Source organism: Natroniella sp. ANB-PHB2, assembly GCF_046097105.1.
Taxonomy (GTDB): Bacteria; Bacillota; Halanaerobiia; order Halobacteroidales; family Halobacteroidaceae; genus Natroniella.
Map to the genome: position 1 here is coordinate 1118324 of NZ_CP175562.1, position 17501 is coordinate 1135824.

Here is a 17501-nt window from a genome sequence, read left to right on the forward strand (position 1 = left end):
AGATTGATATTATAGTATCACTAATAAATTAATAATCACAAAATCATTCAGCTTGTTCTCCCCCTTTAAACAAATAGCCAACTAAACTTTAGGGTTTATAAATTGGACATTGCTATTATCTTAATCCCTTCTTTCTCCAATCCCTCTCTAATTTTAGAGGTTAACTCAACTGCTTGCGGATTATCACCATGAACACAGACTGTATCCGCTTCAATCTCTATTTTATCTCCTGTAATCGCTTCTACCTCTCCTTTTTTTACCATCCTTACCACTCTCTCAACCACCAACGTTGAGTCATGGATCACTGCCCCTTCTTTTTTTCTCGAAACTAAAGTTCCATCAAAGTTATAAGCTCTATCAGCAAAAACTTCATTAGCAACTTGCAACCCTTGTTCCAGTCCAGCTTGAATTAATTTACTATTAGCTAATCCTACTAAAATAATATTTTGATCAACTTCATACACCGCCTCAGCAATAGCTACAGCTAACTTCTTATCTTCAGCAGCAAGGTTATACAAAGCACCATGTGGTTTAAGATGTTCAACATTAATATCTAGCCCTTCTGCAAATGCCATCAATGCCCCTAATTGATACTTAATATAAGCCTTCGTCTCTTCAGCTGTAAGATCCATTTTTCGCCTACCAAACCCCATCAAATCTGGCAAACCAGGATGGGCTCCTATCTGCAACCTTTTCTCCTTAGCAATTTTTACCGTCCTATTCATTACCACCGGATCACCAGCATGCCAGCCACAAGCAATATTAGCTGAGGTGATATATTTAGCTACTTCTGCATCAAAACCTAACTTATAATTACCAAAACTTTCACCGATATCACTATTCAAATCAACTTGATACATTTATATACCTCCTGTTAAAAACAGACGAAAAGTCATTTGATTTTTGCTAAACAAGAATATGTTATATTTGCTTTTAACGCGAAAGCTCTTCTTGCTTTAAATTTAATTTATATACTAGCTAGTATATCCTTTCTAAATTTAGTAACCACTAATCCAGCACCAACAGCCACTAATAAAAGAACCATTATTCTATGTAATCTTAAAATTCTTAATTCAAAATAAATCTGGTTCTTCTCTCCTAAAACTAACTCCCAAATCAACTTATTTCCACCTTCTTTTACTAGTGTTGCATTACTCTCTGTTGGTTCAACTGGTAAATCTAATTCTAGGCCTAAATCCATCTCTTTTAATAAAGCAGTACTAAAAAATTGATTAATTTGATTATCATCTTCCCAAGCTAGTTCTGTTAAGTCAATTTCTTTATCATACATATAAGTTGTCGCCAAAAATGAATTTTCTTTTTCAATACCTACCAATGATAAAATATCATCTAGCTCTGCCAATCCTACTTCAGATTTTTCTTCAATTTCACCGAATAATCCTAATTTTCTTTCATAACTTGTTAAGTCAGCTACCTCTTTGCTAACAATTAGCCCTACATAATTTCCATCATCAAAAGTATTAACCTCATAGCCTTTGTCTATAGCTACATCTTCTAATTCAATAAAGAAATTACTCACTTCCTGACCACCAATTGTATAAAAACTTGATTCCATACCAAAAATATATTCTATTTGCCCACTACCATCCTTATTAAGTAGAACATTACTCCTTAATTTCATACAACCTGTTAATAATACAATAGACAAAGAACCTACTAGTAGTAAAATAAACTTTCTCTTTGTCATTAACTCCCCCCTAAACTAACTTTTGTACTCAATTTATCCCTTTAATATTAAATTTATGTCTCTTCTTTTTAAAAATAACTAAAAAACACCCTCCCGGGTGCCAAAATAAACTCTCCAAATTTTACCATAAAACCCCTTCTTAGTATTTCCAATAAGCTTATCGGTGCTCTTATAAAGTTACACAAACTACTAAAAATAAGAGTTTATTCTTTTTTAGACTCAAACCTGAACTTATAACCAGGCTCATAATTCTTGACAAATAGTCAAAATTTTATCAACAACAGCATCTATATTTAATTTAGTTGTATCAATTTCAATAGCATCAGTTGCCTTCTTCAATGGAGCAATATCTCGATTACGATCAATTTCATCCCGTCTAATAATCTCTTCCTTTAACTGTTCAAAGCTGACTGCTTCTTCTTTTTGCTGTAAGTCTTGATAACGACGCTTGGTTCTCTCTTCTACAGTAGCAGTTAAAAAGATTTTGAGATCAGCTTCAGGTAAGACAACCGTTCCAATATCACGCCCATCCATTACTACCCCTCCAGATTGGGCCAACTCACGCTGAATCCTTACTAACTCTCCTCTCACCTCTGCCACCTTAGCTACTGTGGAAACATTATTACTTACTCTGTTGGCCCTAATCTCTTCAGTCTTATCTAATCCATCAATTATTACTCTATCCTCCAACCCTTTTTTAATAAAATTAATTCTAGTATCTCGAGCCAATTGAGCTAAATTAACTTCAGATTGTAAAGAAATCTCTTTCTGTAACGCTTTAAGCGTCAATGCCCGATACATAGCACCCGTATCTATGTAAATATATCCCAACCGTTTAGCTACTAACTTAGCTACAGTACTTTTACCTGCTCCTGCTGGTCCATCAATTGCTATTACTAGTTGCTTCTCTAATTCCATAATGATATCAACCCTTTCCTTTATTTAAATCTATATCATTTATTTCAAGCCAAGAGCTTTATTTTCCTGCTTTCTTTATTTTTTATTATTATGATTAACCATTAACTAGATTAAAATTAATTATTAATTTTAATCTACATAATAGCCCAGCTCATATGAGCTGGGATTAGCCTTTGGTTTTATTAAACTTTTCATACTAAATAACTCTTTTAGATCTAAACTAACTAAAGTAAAACTTTATCTATCTAAGTTATATAAATCTAATGAATTATCTCTGAATATCTTTTTAGCTATCATAATTGCTTTATCTTCATCAATTATCTCTTCATCTAACATCCCTTCTAAAGCATAATATACTGCATCCCTACCAGTTTTAGCTGCAGTATAAATATACCTATCTCCCCATAAAACATCAGAACCATATAATATTTTATCCCATAAAGCAGGAAATTCAAGAAAGCCCCTTAACATTTTTGCGATAATTTTAGGATGATTGCCAAACATGACTCTACCAGAAATATCAATATAAACATTATTTGGGGACAATCCACCTAAAGCCATCAATCGTGCTCTCTCATAACGAGGATATCCAGCATGTAAAATCACTATCTTTACATCTTTTAATTTCTGATCATTCAATACATTAGATAAATTCATTGGATCAAAGTTCTCTACTGGTGTATCTGTTACGGCAAAGTGAATTTGAATAGGTAAATCATATTCAATACTCTTCTCCATTAAATACCAAACTAAAAAATCCTGTAACTTTTTATAAGAATTTATATTACCATTTTTAGCTTCCCTATATAAAACATCTGCCTGCTCTTTATCAATTTTTTCAAAATAAGAAGTTCTGTAATAAGTTAGTGCTAACTTGAAACCTACAATTCCCTCTTTAACATATTCATTAATTACTTTATCAATAAATTTAAGATAACCATCTAAACCTTGATTAGCAAAAATTTTATTAAAATCATACTTATCCATTAACTCATCTAATAAATATTCTGCCGTTTTAACAAAAGACTCACTAAGTAAACTCTGCTTTAAATAAGTATTATCAAAAGGTAATATTACAGGATCTATTACAGGTATAAATTCAATATTCTCCTTACTTTTTAATGATTCAGGTAAGACATAATTACCAATTAAGGTCTCAACACCTGCCTCTTTCATCACAACATCTATAAAATCATCTAAATCTTCTCTTTTTTTCTGATATTTATTATTTAATTCATCCCTTTTCGCTTCGTTATCTATATCTTTTCTAGAAAAATTATACAACTTATTATAAGCTTCATAATGAAGCTCTTTTAAATAAGGAAATCCATAGGAAACTTCTTCTGGATCCTTATAAATATCAACTGCAAAAGATATTCTTTTGTCTTTTGGAACATTTTCAAAATACTTAGCAAAACCAGGATGTCCATGATTATCAATTATTTTTATATCATCTATCACACTTCTTAATTTTTTATACATAAAGACCCCCTTATGTCAAATTACTTTAACTTAAATAAAAATAAAGCATCGTTATATAAAAGCTGTTTCTCTGTATATGAGTAAAATCTTTAAAAAAGAGTCTGACCTTGTTCTTTTTAGATAATCAAATTTAAAATTATAGTTCACTTCTTATAAAATGGTGTTGGATTATTATATTGGAAAAATTATTGCTTTATTTAATATATTTCAAGATAACAGCTTATTTTTCCTTCTTCTACTGTTTAATTTTAGCATAATTAGTTAGTCTAATTCATAATAGGTAATATATCAACTAAATCTTAATAAACTATAAATATCATTATAACTTGACTACTAAAAAAAGAGAGCCCTTTAAAGGACTCCCTTTTTCTTTAAGAATTAGTTATTTTAATACAAAACAAAATACAATTACAGTTAAAACCCTGTGCTAATTTTGTTTATAAACCTTAATTTTCAAATTATCATTTTTATATTCAACTTCTGCATCATCAACTATCATACCCACCAAAGCCAATTCTTTAAAATTACTAATATCACCCACTAGTTGCCAATAATATTCTTCAACCTGGGCCTCTTTTGGAGTGTTTAAAGCTTTTTTTAACTTTTCTACCTCCTGTAAGGAAATACTCTTGTTATTTCCTTGAATACAAATTTCTAATCCATCTTTTTTATAATCCACCTCAATTTCAACTTGATCAATCCCAATTTCAAAATTAAAATCTAAAAGCCCACTAACTAACTTAATCGCCTTTTTATTTAAATTCATCCTATATACCCCTCTCACTAAATACTAAGATTTAGCTCCCTCTTCCAGTGATACTTTCATATTATTAATAGAGGCTTGTTTATCAGTAACCTTATCTCCAAGTGGCAAAACATCTCTTCCAGTAGTTTCATTAATAACTTCTGCGGCAGAAGTATACCACGCTATAGAAGCACAGACCAGCCCTACATAGCCACCTACTATTCCAAATATAGGAGCCACTAAATCACCCAAGGCCAATAAAGTAAAAGTTATCCACAAAGTCAAAAAGATTGACCAAAGAGCTTTATTCAAATTAAAAGTTGCTATCCACATATAAAAAGTAAAGATAGCCCAGGAAATTAATACTAAGCCCATAGCAGTCAATTCATATCTACCTAAATCGATCCAACCTAAACTAATTGAATATTGTAATAATGCATAAAACATCCACCAGGCTCCATAAGAAGTAAAAGCTGTAGCCCCAAAAGTATTACCAATCTTAAATTCCCACATTCCAGCCAAAAACTGGGCTAAACCACCATAAAACAAAGCTAAAGGAAAGACTATTGCTACTGCTTCCCCTGGCAAAATCCCAGCATTATAAAAGCTCAACACAAACGTAGTCAAAGCAAACCCAGCTAATCCTAACGGGGCTGGATTTGCAATCTTTTTTTTCTCCATTTTAAATCCCCCTTGTTATATAAATAACTGCTTAAAACTCAATAGCTACTGAATAAATAAATTTTTATTACATAAAACTAAATAGTTTATAACATAATTAATTCAATATCGAATAAATTATTTATGGTGATTTATAAAATTATTGCTTCAACCTTTTATCTCTGTTAATTATACACTATTTTCAACAATTGCAGATAATTTTAACTTGAATAACATTAAATCAGGGATGAATTACATTATGTTTATGTGGAAAATTAAGATAAATACAATTTTATTACTATTCTAAATAACAAAAAAGTTGCTCAAAAGCAACTTAAAAAGATTTAATCTTTGATTATTAAGATTTATCTATCAAATTGATCTATTCTACAAACTTTATCTTACATAATTCTTTTAGTTATAAGGAAAATATTTCCTTTAATTTATTGACTTTAGAACGACTAACTGGAATTCTCATTTCAGATTCATCATTCATTACTACTTTATACTGCCCTTTAAACCAAGGGATTACCTCTTTAACCTGATATAAATTAATTAAATAACTACGATGAATTCGTAAAAAAAGATCATCTGCAAGTTTCTCTTCTGCTTTAGTCAGATTTAAGGTTACCCTATATTCATTTTGATAAGTCTTAGCATATACTTTACCATCTTTAGTATATAAAGCTATAATATCATTATATTTAATCAATTTAATTCTACCACGTTTACCTTCAACTGGAAATTTATCTATTTTATTAGAAAGATTATTTCCCGCCAATTTGTTAAATACTACATCAAATTTACTTTTTATTACTTTATGATCAAGTTGAAAATAATCTTTTCTAATTCGTTCAATCGTCTTTTTCAAGCGTTCCTCTTCATAAGGCTTTAAAAGATAATCTATTGCATTTACTTCAAAAGCTTCAACTGCATATTTATCATACGCAGTACTGAAGATAATCATCGGTGGTTCATTATCCATCTCTTGTATTTTTTTCCCTATTTGTAAACCACTAAGACCTGGTAGTTGAATATCTAAAAATACTATATCAGGATCTTCCTGTCTAATAAATTCCAATGCTTTAATACCATCACCTAATTGACCAATAATCTTTATTGATTCAACTTGATTTAATAAAAAAGCTAATTCATCCCTTGCTGGAGGTTCATCCTCAACTATCACAACCTTTAATTTCTGCATGACTTTTAATCCTCCCTTTCTTCAACAGGTAATTTAACTTCAACAGTTGTTCCCAAATTTACTTCACTATTTATTTTTAAACCATAACTACTACCATAAATTTTTTTTATTCTTTGATCAACATTGTTTAAACCAATCCCACAACTTCTTCCAGAATCTAAATTTAAGAGATTAACTAGATTTTCTTCACTTATTCCTACACCATCATCAATTATTCTAATTATTATATCATCCTTCTTAAAAGCCTCTATTTTTACCGTTCCAGAACCAACTTTATGAGAAATTCCATGCTTAATGGCATTTTCCACCAAAGGTTGCAAGGTGAAAATTGGCAATTGATAATCCAATAACTCATCTTCAACCTCAACCTCAAATTCAAATTTAGAACTAAATCTTGCTTTTTCAATAGCAATATAATCTAAAACTTTCTCTATTTCTTCCTTTAATGAAATAAACTTGCTCTCTTGATTTAAAGTTCTTCTAAAAAATTTAGATAATTTAATTAGTAAGTTTCGTGCTTTAGTAGGTTCAGTACGACAAAAGGATATAACTGTATTTAAAGCATTAAATAAAAAGTGAGGATGAATTTGAGCCTGTAATGCCTTAAGTTCAGCTTCAGTTGTTAACTTAGCCTCTTCTTCTAAACTTGATATATGAAGCTGAGTTGATAATAAGTTAGATATTCCTCTTGCTAACTCTATATCAAGGCTTGATATGTCATCATTATCAGTTTTATATAACTTTAAACTCCCAACCACCTTGTCTTTTTTCTTTAAAGGAGCTATTACAGCGGACATTAAATCACAATCTTCTACTGGACAGCCTAGTCGTTCTTTATGAGAAATTAAGCTTAAGCATCCTTTTTCTAGAACTTCCTCAGTTACTTCAGTTAAGAACTTGCTTCCTGCTTTATGATGATCTTCCCCTATTCCACAATGGGCCAACACTTTCTCATCATCTGTAATACAAACAGCCTTTACATCAGTAACATCGAGAATAATTTGAGCAACCGCCAACGCCGAGTCATAATTTAGTCCACTTTGCAGATAACTTAAGCTCTGATTAGCAATCTTTAATGACTTATGTGACTGTAAAGCCTTTAAATCTTCTTGTTTCTTTAAGCAATCCTTTAAAATACTAATAAAAATAACAATACCTAACGCATTACTTAAAATCATGGGCAAAGAAGCAACTTTCACAAACTCAAGGGCCTGTTCATAAGGTGAGCTTAATAATAAAATCAATTTCATTTCTATCACCATATGGACAACTCCAATTATAAATCCCTCTAACAAAGTAATCTTATTAAAAGGGCGAGAATAATAAATAACCCCACCTACCAAGCCTGCTAATACAACAGATATCGCAGCAGCTAAAGCAGTATAGCCACCTAAAAAATAACGGTGTATCCCACCAAATAAACCTGCAATCCCTCCCACAAAAGGACCAGCTAAGAAACCGGCTACCACTGGCCCAATAATTCTAATATGAGTATAAGCATCAAAGGTTATGACACTGACATAAGTCCCTAAGATAGAAAAAAAACCAAAAAATACTCCCAAAAATAACTTTGTCTTTAATCTAGTCCTTCTATTTATTAATTGAATGAAAATATTGCCCCTAAACACCAATAAATAAGCAAACACTGCTATTACCGACACACTTTTAATTAAAGCAAATAATAGTTGACCTATATGATCTAATTGCATCTTTATTACCCTCTTTATCTTAAAATTATCTTATATATATAAATTTAGTGTTTTTTGTCAATATACTTAATCTAAACCGCCAAAGAATTAAGTAAAAAATTTAAATTAAACTTATATAGACCACTTTATATCTTGCTAATAAATTACTTACAGATAATCCCTCAACTTTTTACTACGATTGGGATGTCTTAACCTTTGTAAAGCCTTTTTTTCAATCTGTCTAATTCTTTCTCGTGATAGGTCATACTCTTGCCCAATCTCATTTAATGTCCGTGACCTTCCATCTAATAGTCCAAATCTCAACTGCAAGATTCTCTTTTCTCTATTTGATAATGTATCTAAAATATTGTCTAACTCCTCTTGTAAGAGTGTATTATAAGTCGCTTTATCTGGGGTTAATGCTGTCGAATCTTCAATCATATCTCCTAAATAAAAATCATCCTCTTCACCAATAGGACTATCTAATGAAGCAGGCTCTTGAATAAGTTCCATAACCCTTTTAACCTTTTCTTCAGAAGTATTCATTTCTTCTGCCATCTCTTCTATTTTAGGTTCTCTACCTAACTTACTTGACAATCTATTCGAAATTTTAATATACTTATTCATCATTTCCCATATATGAGCTGGTATTCTAATTGTACGTGATTTATCAGCTAAAGCTCGATTGATCCGTTGTTTAATCCACCAAGTTGCATAAGTACTAAAACGATATCCTTTCGTATAATCAAACTTCTTAATCGCCTGCATCAAACCTAAGTTTCCTTCTTGAATTAAATCTAAAAAATCAAGACCTTGACCTATATACTTCTTAGCAACACTGATAACTAAACGTAAATTAGACTCAATCAAAGCCTGTTTTGCTTGCTCATCTCCTTCTTGCACCCTTTTAGCCAGTTCTTTTTCTTCTTTAGCTGATAATAGAGCATGAGCTGATTGGTTTAAATAGACCTTGATTCCATCATTTTGCCTACTTCCCATATTCTGCCCTCCCTTTTAAAGAGCTTTCTCAATTCTTTACAATGAAATACACCCTTTCTAATTAACTTCTAATAAAAAAATTATTTTCCTGCATATATCAAATGATTACTTGATTTAGCTTCTATATTTATATTTACTAGAATCAACTATGTGAATATTACAAAACATTAATATAAAACTAAAAAACCACTTAACTCTATATAGAGTTAAGTGGTTTTTTTATTATAACTCAGTTAATAATTCTTCAAAGTTAGGGAAGGAAATATTGATACATTCAGCATTTTCAATAATAACAGGTTCCTCTGCTATCAATCCAGCTATTGCTAAGGACATAGCAACTCGGTGATCATCATAACTACGACACTTAGCTCCTCCCTGAATAGTCTGCTTCCCTACTATTTCCATTCCATCTTCTCGCTCAATTACTTCAACCCCTAATTTTGTTAACTCTTTTACCATCGCATCAATTCGATCAGTCTCTTTAACCCGTAACTCTTCAGCATCCTTGATTACTGTCTTCCCCTCTGCTTGGCTGGCAGCTATCGCCAAAATTGGAATCTCATCTATCAATAGCGGGATCAACTCACCATCGATCACAATTCCTTGCAACTGACTACTTTTTACTATAATATCAGCAATCGGCTCTCCATTGACTTCCCGCTGGTTGAGTAATTCTAAATTAGCATTCATCTGCTCCAAAGCATCAATTACTCCTGAGCGAGTTGGATTTAATCCTACATTCTTAATTAAGATTTCTGAACCAGAAGTAATTAATCCAGCTACCATTAAAAAAGCAGCTGAGGAGATATCTCCTGGCACTATTACTTTCTGCCCTTTTAATTCCGGTTTACCTTCCACCTTTACAGCCAAACCATCAACTTCAACATTGGCCCCAAAATACTCAAGCATCCGCTCAGTATGATCTCGAGATTTAGCAGGTTCTATTACTTCAGTAACTCCATCAGCATATAAACCAGCTAGCAAAATTGATGATTTCACCTGAGCACTAGCTACTGGTGAACGATATTGCATTACCTTCAGCTGTTGTCCACCAAGTACAGTTATCGGAGCTAAGTTGGCATTATCTCTTCCATAAAATTGCCCATTCATTTCAGCTAATGGTTCAGTAACTCGAGCCATTGGTCGACTCCGCAAAGAATCATCACCTGTTACTACTGAATAAAAATCCTGTCCAGCCAAAATCCCTAGCATCAACCGCATTGTTGTTCCTGAATTACCTAAATCTAATACATCATCAGCTTCTTCTAGCCCTGCCAAACCCTTACCATGAATGGTCATCGCTTCTGTTCCTACACCATCAACCTCAACCCCTAGAGCTTGAAAAGCTTTCACTGTACTTAAGCAATCTTCGCCAGTTAAAAAACCTTCTATCTCCGTCTTACCCTGGGCCAACGCTCCCAACATCACAGCTCGATGAGAAATTGATTTATCTCCAGGTACATTTACTTCACCGGTTAAGTTGGACTTAGATTCTATTTTAAGCTGCATTTCATCACTCCTTATCACTTACTTTTTAAAGACTTTATATCCTGCTTCTTGTAAGAGAGTACAAGCTTTTATCTGTTCTTCTTCTTGGCTAAGACTGAGACGTAATGTCCCCCCATCTTCTCTTACCTTAAGTACCTCTATATCTTGGATATTAATTCCTTCTTTTCCTAATAAAGAAGCTACCTGACCGATAGCATTCGGTTCATCCTTTAAGGTAATGATCAACTCATAATTGGTCGGTAATAAGCCTTTCTTCTTCATCGGAAGTTGAAGTCTAGATTCTCGTGCTTGAGTTAGTTGCTCTAATAACTCTTCTTCTGCTTGCTTAATAATTAATTCTTTAAGTTGAGCTAATTTATCTTCAAAAGCCTCAACCACTTTCAAAACTTCTACTTGATTATAAAGAAAAATATCTTTCCACATTGTAGGATCTCCAGCAGCTATCCTAGTAGTATCCCTAAAACCTCCTGCTGTTAAAGAGGTAATCAACCCATCACTTTGAGCAAACTGATCAATCACCTGCATTAAATTAACTGCTACTATATGAGGCAAATGACTTGTTAAAGCTACTATCTGATCATGGCGTTTAGGATCTAACACCAAAACTTGAGCACCTAACTTTTCAAGTAAAGCTTTAAGAGCAGTTAAAGCTGTCTGGTCTGTCTGCTCAGTCTCTGTTAAAACATAAATAGCATTCTCAAACAAGTACTTATCTGCTCCACTTGGCCCTACAACTTCAGAACCGGTCATTGGATGACCAGCAATATAAATTTGCTCTTTTGCCGCCACTGTTACTTCTAATTGTTCAACCAAACTTGATTTAGTACTTCCTACATCAGTAATGAGCGTTTCTTGATCAACATGTAAAGTTATCTCTTCAATCAAGTCAACAATAGTTCCTACAGGAGTTGCCACTATAACCAAATCAACACCCTGCACCCCTTCTTTTAAGCTAGCTGTACTATTAATTACTCCCATTTCTAAGGCTTGTTGTAGATGAGAGGAATTTTGATCAATCCCCACCACCTCTTCAACCTGTTCTAAATCCTGAAAGGCTAACCCTAAAGATGAACCAATCAATCCGACACCAACCACTGCTATCTTACTGATCATATTCTCACCTCATTATAAACTACGATTAACTGCTTCAGCTATTGGTTTCATCTGCTCTACTAAGGATTTGAACTTATCAGGACGTAGTGATTGTGGCCCATCACACAACGCATTAGTCGGATCAGGATGAACCTCAATCATCAGTCCATCTGCTCCAACTGCTAGCGCAGCCTTAGCTAACGGAGTAACATACTTCCATTTTCCTGTACCATGGCTAGGATCAATAATAATCGGTAGATGGCTCAATTCCCTAATTACAGGAACTACTGTTAAATCAACCGTATTTCTAGTCTGATCTACAAAGGTTCTAATTCCTCTTTCACATAAAATGACATCATGATTACCGCCAGCCATAATATATTCAGCTGCCATCAAAAACTCCTTATAAGTAGCAGTCATAGCTCGTTTTAACAATACAGGTCGATTAGTTTGTCCTACCTCCCTTAACAATGGATAATTTTGCATGTTCCGTGCACCAACCTGTAAAATATCCGCATACTCTGCTACCAATCCTACATCTCGTGTGTCCATTACCTCTGTTACTACCTTCAACCCAGTTTCTTCTCTAGCTTCAGCTAACATTTTCAAACCATTTTTCTCTAACCCTTGAAAACTATAAGGGGAAGTCCTTGGTTTAAAGGCACCACCACGTAAAATCTGAGCACCGCCATCTTTTACTTGTTGAGCTGCTTGTAATAACTGTTCTTTACTTTCAATTGCACAAGGCCCAGCCATAATCGTAAAATTATCTCCACCTACTTTAACATCATCAATCTCAATTACTGACCTACCAGATTTAAACTGTTTCCCAGACAACTTATATGGTTTTGTTATCTCTACCACATCTTCTACTCCAGGTAATATAGCAAAGCTATCCTTTAATTCCATCTTTCCTTCTCCAATTACTCCAATAATAGTCTTGACTTCTCCTTCAGATAAATGAGCTTCAAATCCTAATTCTTCAATCCGACCTAATACCCGTTTCACCATATCTTTACTTGCACCATTTTCCATTACTACAATCATTATTATCTCCTCCTTTTATACTAACTACTCCTAAGCTAATTATTTAAAACCTCTTTTAATTGAGTTATAAAAACTTGATTCTCCTCAGGCAGACCAACTGTAACTCTAATCTTGTCTTGGTAGCCAAAAGACTCCATATTGCGTATAATAATTCCGCGTTCCATCAATTCCTGAAAAACCCATGCTGAATCTTGTGCTAAATCAACTAAAATAAAATTGGAACTAGTAGGTAGATATTCTAATCCTAATTTATCAAATTCTTGGTATAAATATTCTTTTCCGGATTGGTTGAGCTCCACAGATTTAGCTAGGTGCTCCTCAGCCTCCAAACTAGCTATTGCTGCTTTTTGAGCCATCAGATTAACATTAAAAGGTTGCCTTACCCTATCTATGTAATCTATCAACTTTTGATTGGCAATCCCATAACCAATCCTTAATCCTGCTAAAGCATAAGCTTTAGAAAAAGTTCTTAAAATAATTATATTCTCGTGATTGGCTAAATAATTTACCGTTTCAGGATAAGCTGGATTATCAACATATTCATAATATGCCTCATCAAAGATAACTAATACATCATCAGGAACCTGCTTTAAAAAGTTGTCTACTTCCTCTTTAGTCACAATTGTTCCTGTTGGATTATTAGGATTACAGATAAAGATCAACTTAGTATTAGGTGTTATGGCTGCAGCCATCGCTTCTAAATCATGAGCATAGTCCTTTAGTGGTACACTAACTATCTTTCCACCCATAATATTAGTAGCAAATCTATACTCACTAAATGTAGTTCCTGCTATAATCACTTCTGCCTGCTCAGTAATGAATGTCTGAGCTAACAAAGCTAACAGTTCATCAGAACCATTGCCAAAAATCAACTCTTCTTCTCTTACTCCTACTTTAGCAGCTAATTTCTGTCGTAAATAATGAACATTCCCATCAGGATAAATATTAACCTGCTTCGCTGCCTCTTTCATCTTCTTAATTGCTTGGGGAGCTGGCCCTAATGGGTTTTCATTAGAAGCTAGTTTAATTACTTCTTCTAATCCTAACTCCCTTTTAACCTCTTCAATTGGCTTTCCTGGCACATAAGGCTCAATCTTCAAAATTTCTTGACGAACTATACTTTCATCAATCATATTATTTCCTCCTATCTACTATATCTGGCCTTAAATTCTCTGCTTCTCTTAAATAAATATGGTTAATTTCAGTTAATGTTTTTGTAGTATTATAATGGATTAAAACCCTAATACACCTTTCTAAAGCTCCCTCAATCTCCAACTCCTGAGTACATAATAATGGAGTATCTGTTAAGCCAATTCTTCTAGCAGCAACCGCTGGAAAAACCTGATCAAGATCTGAGGTCATTGATAAGAAAATCGATGTAATATTATCTTCTTTAATTTCATTCAACTTGAGCATTTCTTCTAATAACTCTCTAGTTGCCTTTAAAATCTCTTGTTCAGTATTCTCTTGTACTGTAGTTGCCCCTCTAACTCCTCTAACTTTCATCTTCTCCCTCCTTTTAGAGAAACATTATATTCATATTAAGTAGTTGCACGATGACCCAACCCTATTGCCATTTCATTTAAGTGTAATAATCCAATTTCAAAGAAGATAGCTACACTAATATGATCCTCCTTGCGAGCAATCCCTATCTTTCCTCCTACATCAAAGCCAACCGCTTTAGAATGAATTTGCTTTAAAGCTTCATGAGTTGCTCCAGCAACTGCACCTTGATCAGCATGTGTATTCTTGATTATTCCTTCTCTTTTAGCAGCAACAATAGCTCTTTCAATAATCTTTTTTATTGAAGAATTAAATTCTCCTCCAAAATCAACAGCACCTACTTGTAAAGTTTCCTGTTGATAAACACCTTTTAATCGTTTTTCCTCCTCACGATTACTCAATGCCATCTTAATTGCTGCGGTAGCTACTACCTTACTCGCTTTATCTTTATTCGTCATATTATTCCTCCTTCCATTTTTTTTATATAATCATATACATCAAACTAATAATTATACACTATCAGTAGCTTGTCAAACTCAGACTCTTCAACCTTTATATCAGCAAAACTTTGCTTAAATCAATGCATATAAGTATATATAATATCAAAAAAGCACTCCTACCAATAGGAGTACTTAGACTAACCCCACCTACTCCTACCTAACTACCATCCTACTGGGTTACTAGAATATTTAATTTTATACTTTAAACAATTATACCCTACAATTATACCTACTACCATACTACTTTTCTACGTTTGCCTATTATCTTAACATAATTTCATATTTAACACAAGGGCCAATTTAAAATTGACTATCAATTCTCACCCGTCCTAAAGTCTTATATTCATCTTGTACCCAAAATTGTTGCTCTCTCTCAAATGGATACAATACACCAGAAAGCTCATCAATCCTAATCCATAATCCCCTTTCAATCCCTCTAGTATCAATAATTACTCTATCACCATTTCTAACCCTTATTTGAGCAACCCCTCCAGCAAAACTATCTTTAACTTCTCCATTAACTATTAATTTAGCTTCTGGTAAATCTAACTGCCCTTGAATAGTAACCCTTAACTCTTCTTCAGGTGCTGAAAAAACTTCTTGAGCTGGCTCACCAAAATGATATTCTTCCCCAAGCAGAGAGTTGACCAGCGGCAAATTTGAAATTAAAGTTCTATCAAAATCAGGATTAACTAAAATTATTTGGACTGTAACTAACAATACAAGTCCTACCACTACGATTTTCAGTAATATCCTTTCGATCACTTTAATTAAATCACTAACCAACCGAAAAAAACGATTAGGCATAGTTCTTCCCCCTAAATATAGCTCTTTTGCTATAATAATATGTTTGTAAGGAGTTAATCTATGCCAAATAAAGTATAATTTCATTTGAATTAATTTTTATCTTAAAGAGTGAGCAACCTGTTAAGTTTAAATAATAAGCTAAAAAAGATTAAAAAACAATAACTTTTCTAATATTCCTATTTCTTCTAACTAAGATTTTTTCAAAATCAAGCTCCAGCTTATTTCAACTCAATATTAAAGTACCCTAACTTAAATCTGTTTATGTAATTCAAACTTGATTACCTACTACATACCCCATAGAAAAGGCAGCTTGTAAATTAAACCCACCTGTATAAGCATCAATATCTACTAGCTCACCAGCAAAGTATAATCCTTCTACTAACTTTGATTCTAAAGTACCGGGATCAATCTCTTCTGTATCAACCCCTCCAGCAGTAACAATTGCTCGTCTAAAGCCTTTAGTTCCAGTAATCGTCAACTCTAATCCAGTTAATAATTTTAATAACTCTCTTCTTTCCTCACGAGTAATCTGATTAACGAATTTATCTTCAGGAATAGATGATAAATTAATAATAACTGGAATCAAGCCCTTAGGTAATAGATCACCCAAGCTATTTTTGAATTGTTTCCTTGAATATTTAGCAAAATCTCTCTGCAATCGCTTATCTAACTGCTCAATAGAAAGAGCAGGCTTTAGATTAATCTTTAACTTTAATTCTTGATTTAAGTTATTTGCTACTTGGCGACTCAAAGTTAAAATAATTGGCCCGCTAACTCCAAAATGGGTAAATAACATCTCCCCAAACTCTTCTGCAACTTCTTCTCCAGCAATAGTTAAAGTTACAGTTACATTCCTTAAATTTAACCCTTGTAATTCCATAACCCATTCTTCTGCAATCTCTAGGGGAACTAAAGAAGGTCTAGTTTGAATTATATTATGACCAACTTTTCGGGCCAACCAATAGCCATCTCCTGCAGAACCAGTAGTTGGATAAGCTGCTCCTCCTACCGCTAACAATAAATTATCTCCATTATAGCTACTCTTGCTAGTCTTAACTCCTTTAATCACTCCATTAACAACTATTAATTCTTCAACCGCTTCCTTTAACTTAACTTCGACTCCATTATCCACAATAAACCTCTTTAATGCTTCCACTACATCGCGAGCTGAATCTGACGTAGGAAAGACCCTCCCACCGCGTTCTACTTTAGTCTCAACTCCCAACTGAGAAAAAAAATCTCGTACTTGCCAGTTAGAAAAAGAGTAGAGACTGCTATATAAAAACTTACCATTCCCTGGGAAATTATTAATTATCTCCTCTACTTCGCAATTATTAGTCAGATTACACCGTCCTTTCCCAGTGATCAATAACTTCTTACCTAGTTGTTCATTCTTTTCTAATAATAATACTTTCTTTCCTTTTTTAGCAGCAACACCTGCTGCCATCATTCCTGCTGCTCCACCACCAGCTACAATTAGATCGTACATTTAAAACCACCTCGCCCTTCTAATTAACAGTTAAAATTAAAATCATTAAATCCTTAAACTCAAAACCCATTCACTCATGAAGACTATTTCATAGTAACATCTAAATTGTACTTATTTTATCTATTGTTAGTTTTTTAACTATTCATTTTT

The 17501-nt window shown here is 33.2% G+C and carries 17 protein-coding genes; all 17 read right to left on the reverse strand.

Annotated features, from left to right (window positions below; genetic code table 11):
- Positions 1-95: 95 nt before the first annotated feature.
- A complete protein-coding gene (locus ACKF5P_RS05615) occupies positions 96-860 on the reverse strand; it encodes a LamB/YcsF family protein (protein ID WP_408956511.1) in 765 nt (254 codons plus the stop codon).
- Positions 861-967: 107 nt separating this feature from the next.
- Positions 968-1708: a hypothetical protein gene (locus tag ACKF5P_RS05620; protein WP_408956512.1), complete on the reverse strand. Its 741-nt coding sequence runs from the start codon at positions 1706-1708 to the stop codon at positions 968-970.
- Positions 1709-1951: 243 nt separating this feature from the next.
- Positions 1952-2626 (reverse strand): (d)CMP kinase, encoded by a 675-nt coding sequence (gene cmk / locus ACKF5P_RS05625; RefSeq protein WP_408956513.1) that lies wholly within the window; start codon positions 2624-2626, stop codon positions 1952-1954.
- A 237-nt stretch (positions 2627-2863) separates the two neighbouring features.
- A complete protein-coding gene (locus ACKF5P_RS05630) occupies positions 2864-4108 on the reverse strand; it encodes an amidohydrolase family protein (RefSeq protein WP_408956514.1) in 1245 nt (414 codons plus the stop codon).
- A 427-nt stretch (positions 4109-4535) separates the two neighbouring features.
- Positions 4536-4874 (reverse strand): hypothetical protein, encoded by a 339-nt coding sequence (locus ACKF5P_RS05635; RefSeq protein WP_408956515.1) that lies wholly within the window; start codon positions 4872-4874, stop codon positions 4536-4538.
- Positions 4875-4898: 24 nt separating this feature from the next.
- Entirely contained in the window at positions 4899-5534 is a 636-nt protein-coding gene (locus ACKF5P_RS05640; RefSeq protein WP_408956516.1) for an acetate uptake transporter, read from the reverse strand.
- A gap of 397 nt (positions 5535-5931) precedes the next feature.
- Positions 5932-6717, reverse strand: a complete 786-nt coding sequence (locus ACKF5P_RS05645) for a LytR/AlgR family response regulator transcription factor (protein WP_408956517.1) — start codon at positions 6715-6717, stop codon at positions 5932-5934.
- A 5-nt stretch (positions 6718-6722) separates the two neighbouring features.
- On the reverse strand, positions 6723-8426 hold the full coding sequence (locus tag ACKF5P_RS05650; RefSeq protein WP_408956518.1) for a LytS/YhcK type 5TM receptor domain-containing protein: 1704 nt from the start codon (positions 8424-8426) through the stop codon (positions 6723-6725).
- Positions 8427-8573: 147 nt separating this feature from the next.
- Positions 8574-9404 carry an RNA polymerase sigma factor RpoD/SigA gene (locus ACKF5P_RS05655; RefSeq protein WP_408956519.1) on the reverse strand — a complete coding sequence of 277 codons (831 nt, stop codon included), beginning with the start codon at positions 9402-9404 and terminating at the stop codon, positions 8574-8576.
- Positions 9405-9626: 222 nt separating this feature from the next.
- Complete coding sequence (aroA, locus tag ACKF5P_RS05660) at positions 9627-10913, reverse strand: 3-phosphoshikimate 1-carboxyvinyltransferase (protein WP_408956520.1); 1287 nt, start codon at positions 10911-10913, stop codon at positions 9627-9629.
- 18 nt (positions 10914-10931) lie between these two features.
- Complete coding sequence (locus tag ACKF5P_RS05665) at positions 10932-12026, reverse strand: prephenate dehydrogenase/arogenate dehydrogenase family protein (protein ID WP_408956521.1); 1095 nt, start codon at positions 12024-12026, stop codon at positions 10932-10934.
- A 12-nt stretch (positions 12027-12038) separates the two neighbouring features.
- Positions 12039-13052, reverse strand: a complete 1014-nt coding sequence (aroF, locus tag ACKF5P_RS05670; RefSeq protein WP_408956522.1) for a 3-deoxy-7-phosphoheptulonate synthase — start codon at positions 13050-13052, stop codon at positions 12039-12041.
- Between the two features lie 35 nt (positions 13053-13087).
- Positions 13088-14185, reverse strand: coding sequence for a histidinol-phosphate transaminase (gene hisC / locus ACKF5P_RS05675; RefSeq protein ID WP_408956523.1), 1098 nt, complete (start codon positions 14183-14185; stop codon positions 13088-13090).
- A gap of 1 nt (position 14186) precedes the next feature.
- The gene (gene aroH / locus ACKF5P_RS05680; RefSeq protein WP_408956524.1) at positions 14187-14558 is read right to left on the reverse strand and encodes a chorismate mutase; all 372 of its coding nucleotides are present in this window, start codon (positions 14556-14558) and stop codon (positions 14187-14189) included.
- A gap of 35 nt (positions 14559-14593) precedes the next feature.
- Positions 14594-15013: a HutP family protein gene (locus ACKF5P_RS05685; protein WP_408956525.1), complete on the reverse strand. Its 420-nt coding sequence runs from the start codon at positions 15011-15013 to the stop codon at positions 14594-14596.
- A gap of 342 nt (positions 15014-15355) precedes the next feature.
- Entirely contained in the window at positions 15356-15862 is a 507-nt protein-coding gene (locus ACKF5P_RS05690) for a hypothetical protein (RefSeq protein ID WP_408956526.1), read from the reverse strand.
- A gap of 268 nt (positions 15863-16130) precedes the next feature.
- Positions 16131-17351, reverse strand: coding sequence for an NAD(P)/FAD-dependent oxidoreductase (locus ACKF5P_RS05695; RefSeq protein ID WP_408956527.1), 1221 nt, complete (start codon positions 17349-17351; stop codon positions 16131-16133).
- Positions 17352-17501: the final 150 nt, after the last annotated feature.

Bases quoted from the DNA above. Each gene is read 5' to 3' on its own strand.
- ACKF5P_RS05615 (WP_408956511.1), bottom strand. From the start codon at position 860: ATGTATCAAGTTGATTTGAATAGTGATATCGGTGAAAGTTTTGGTAAT.
- ACKF5P_RS05620 (WP_408956512.1), bottom strand. From the start codon at position 1,708: ATGACAAAGAGAAAGTTTATTTTACTACTAGTAGGTTCTTTGTCTATT.
- cmk (WP_408956513.1), bottom strand. From the start codon at position 2,626: ATGGAATTAGAGAAGCAACTAGTAATAGCAATTGATGGACCAGCAGGA.
- ACKF5P_RS05630 (WP_408956514.1), bottom strand. From the start codon at position 4,108: ATGTATAAAAAATTAAGAAGTGTGATAGATGATATAAAAATAATTGAT.
- ACKF5P_RS05635 (WP_408956515.1), bottom strand. From the start codon at position 4,874: ATGAATTTAAATAAAAAGGCGATTAAGTTAGTTAGTGGGCTTTTAGAT.
- ACKF5P_RS05640 (WP_408956516.1), bottom strand. From the start codon at position 5,534: ATGGAGAAAAAAAAGATTGCAAATCCAGCCCCGTTAGGATTAGCTGGG.
- ACKF5P_RS05645 (WP_408956517.1), bottom strand. From the start codon at position 6,717: ATGCAGAAATTAAAGGTTGTGATAGTTGAGGATGAACCTCCAGCAAGG.
- ACKF5P_RS05650 (WP_408956518.1), bottom strand. From the start codon at position 8,426: ATGCAATTAGATCATATAGGTCAACTATTATTTGCTTTAATTAAAAGT.
- ACKF5P_RS05655 (WP_408956519.1), bottom strand. From the start codon at position 9,404: ATGGGAAGTAGGCAAAATGATGGAATCAAGGTCTATTTAAACCAATCA.
- aroA (WP_408956520.1), bottom strand. From the start codon at position 10,913: ATGCAGCTTAAAATAGAATCTAAGTCCAACTTAACCGGTGAAGTAAAT.
- ACKF5P_RS05665 (WP_408956521.1), bottom strand. From the start codon at position 12,026: ATGATCAGTAAGATAGCAGTGGTTGGTGTCGGATTGATTGGTTCATCT.
- aroF (WP_408956522.1), bottom strand. From the start codon at position 13,052: ATGATTGTAGTAATGGAAAATGGTGCAAGTAAAGATATGGTGAAACGG.
- hisC (WP_408956523.1), bottom strand. From the start codon at position 14,185: ATGATTGATGAAAGTATAGTTCGTCAAGAAATTTTGAAGATTGAGCCT.
- aroH (WP_408956524.1), bottom strand. From the start codon at position 14,558: ATGAAAGTTAGAGGAGTTAGAGGGGCAACTACAGTACAAGAGAATACT.
- ACKF5P_RS05685 (WP_408956525.1), bottom strand. From the start codon at position 15,013: ATGACGAATAAAGATAAAGCGAGTAAGGTAGTAGCTACCGCAGCAATT.
- ACKF5P_RS05690 (WP_408956526.1), bottom strand. From the start codon at position 15,862: ATGCCTAATCGTTTTTTTCGGTTGGTTAGTGATTTAATTAAAGTGATC.
- ACKF5P_RS05695 (WP_408956527.1), bottom strand. From the start codon at position 17,351: ATGTACGATCTAATTGTAGCTGGTGGTGGAGCAGCAGGAATGATGGCA.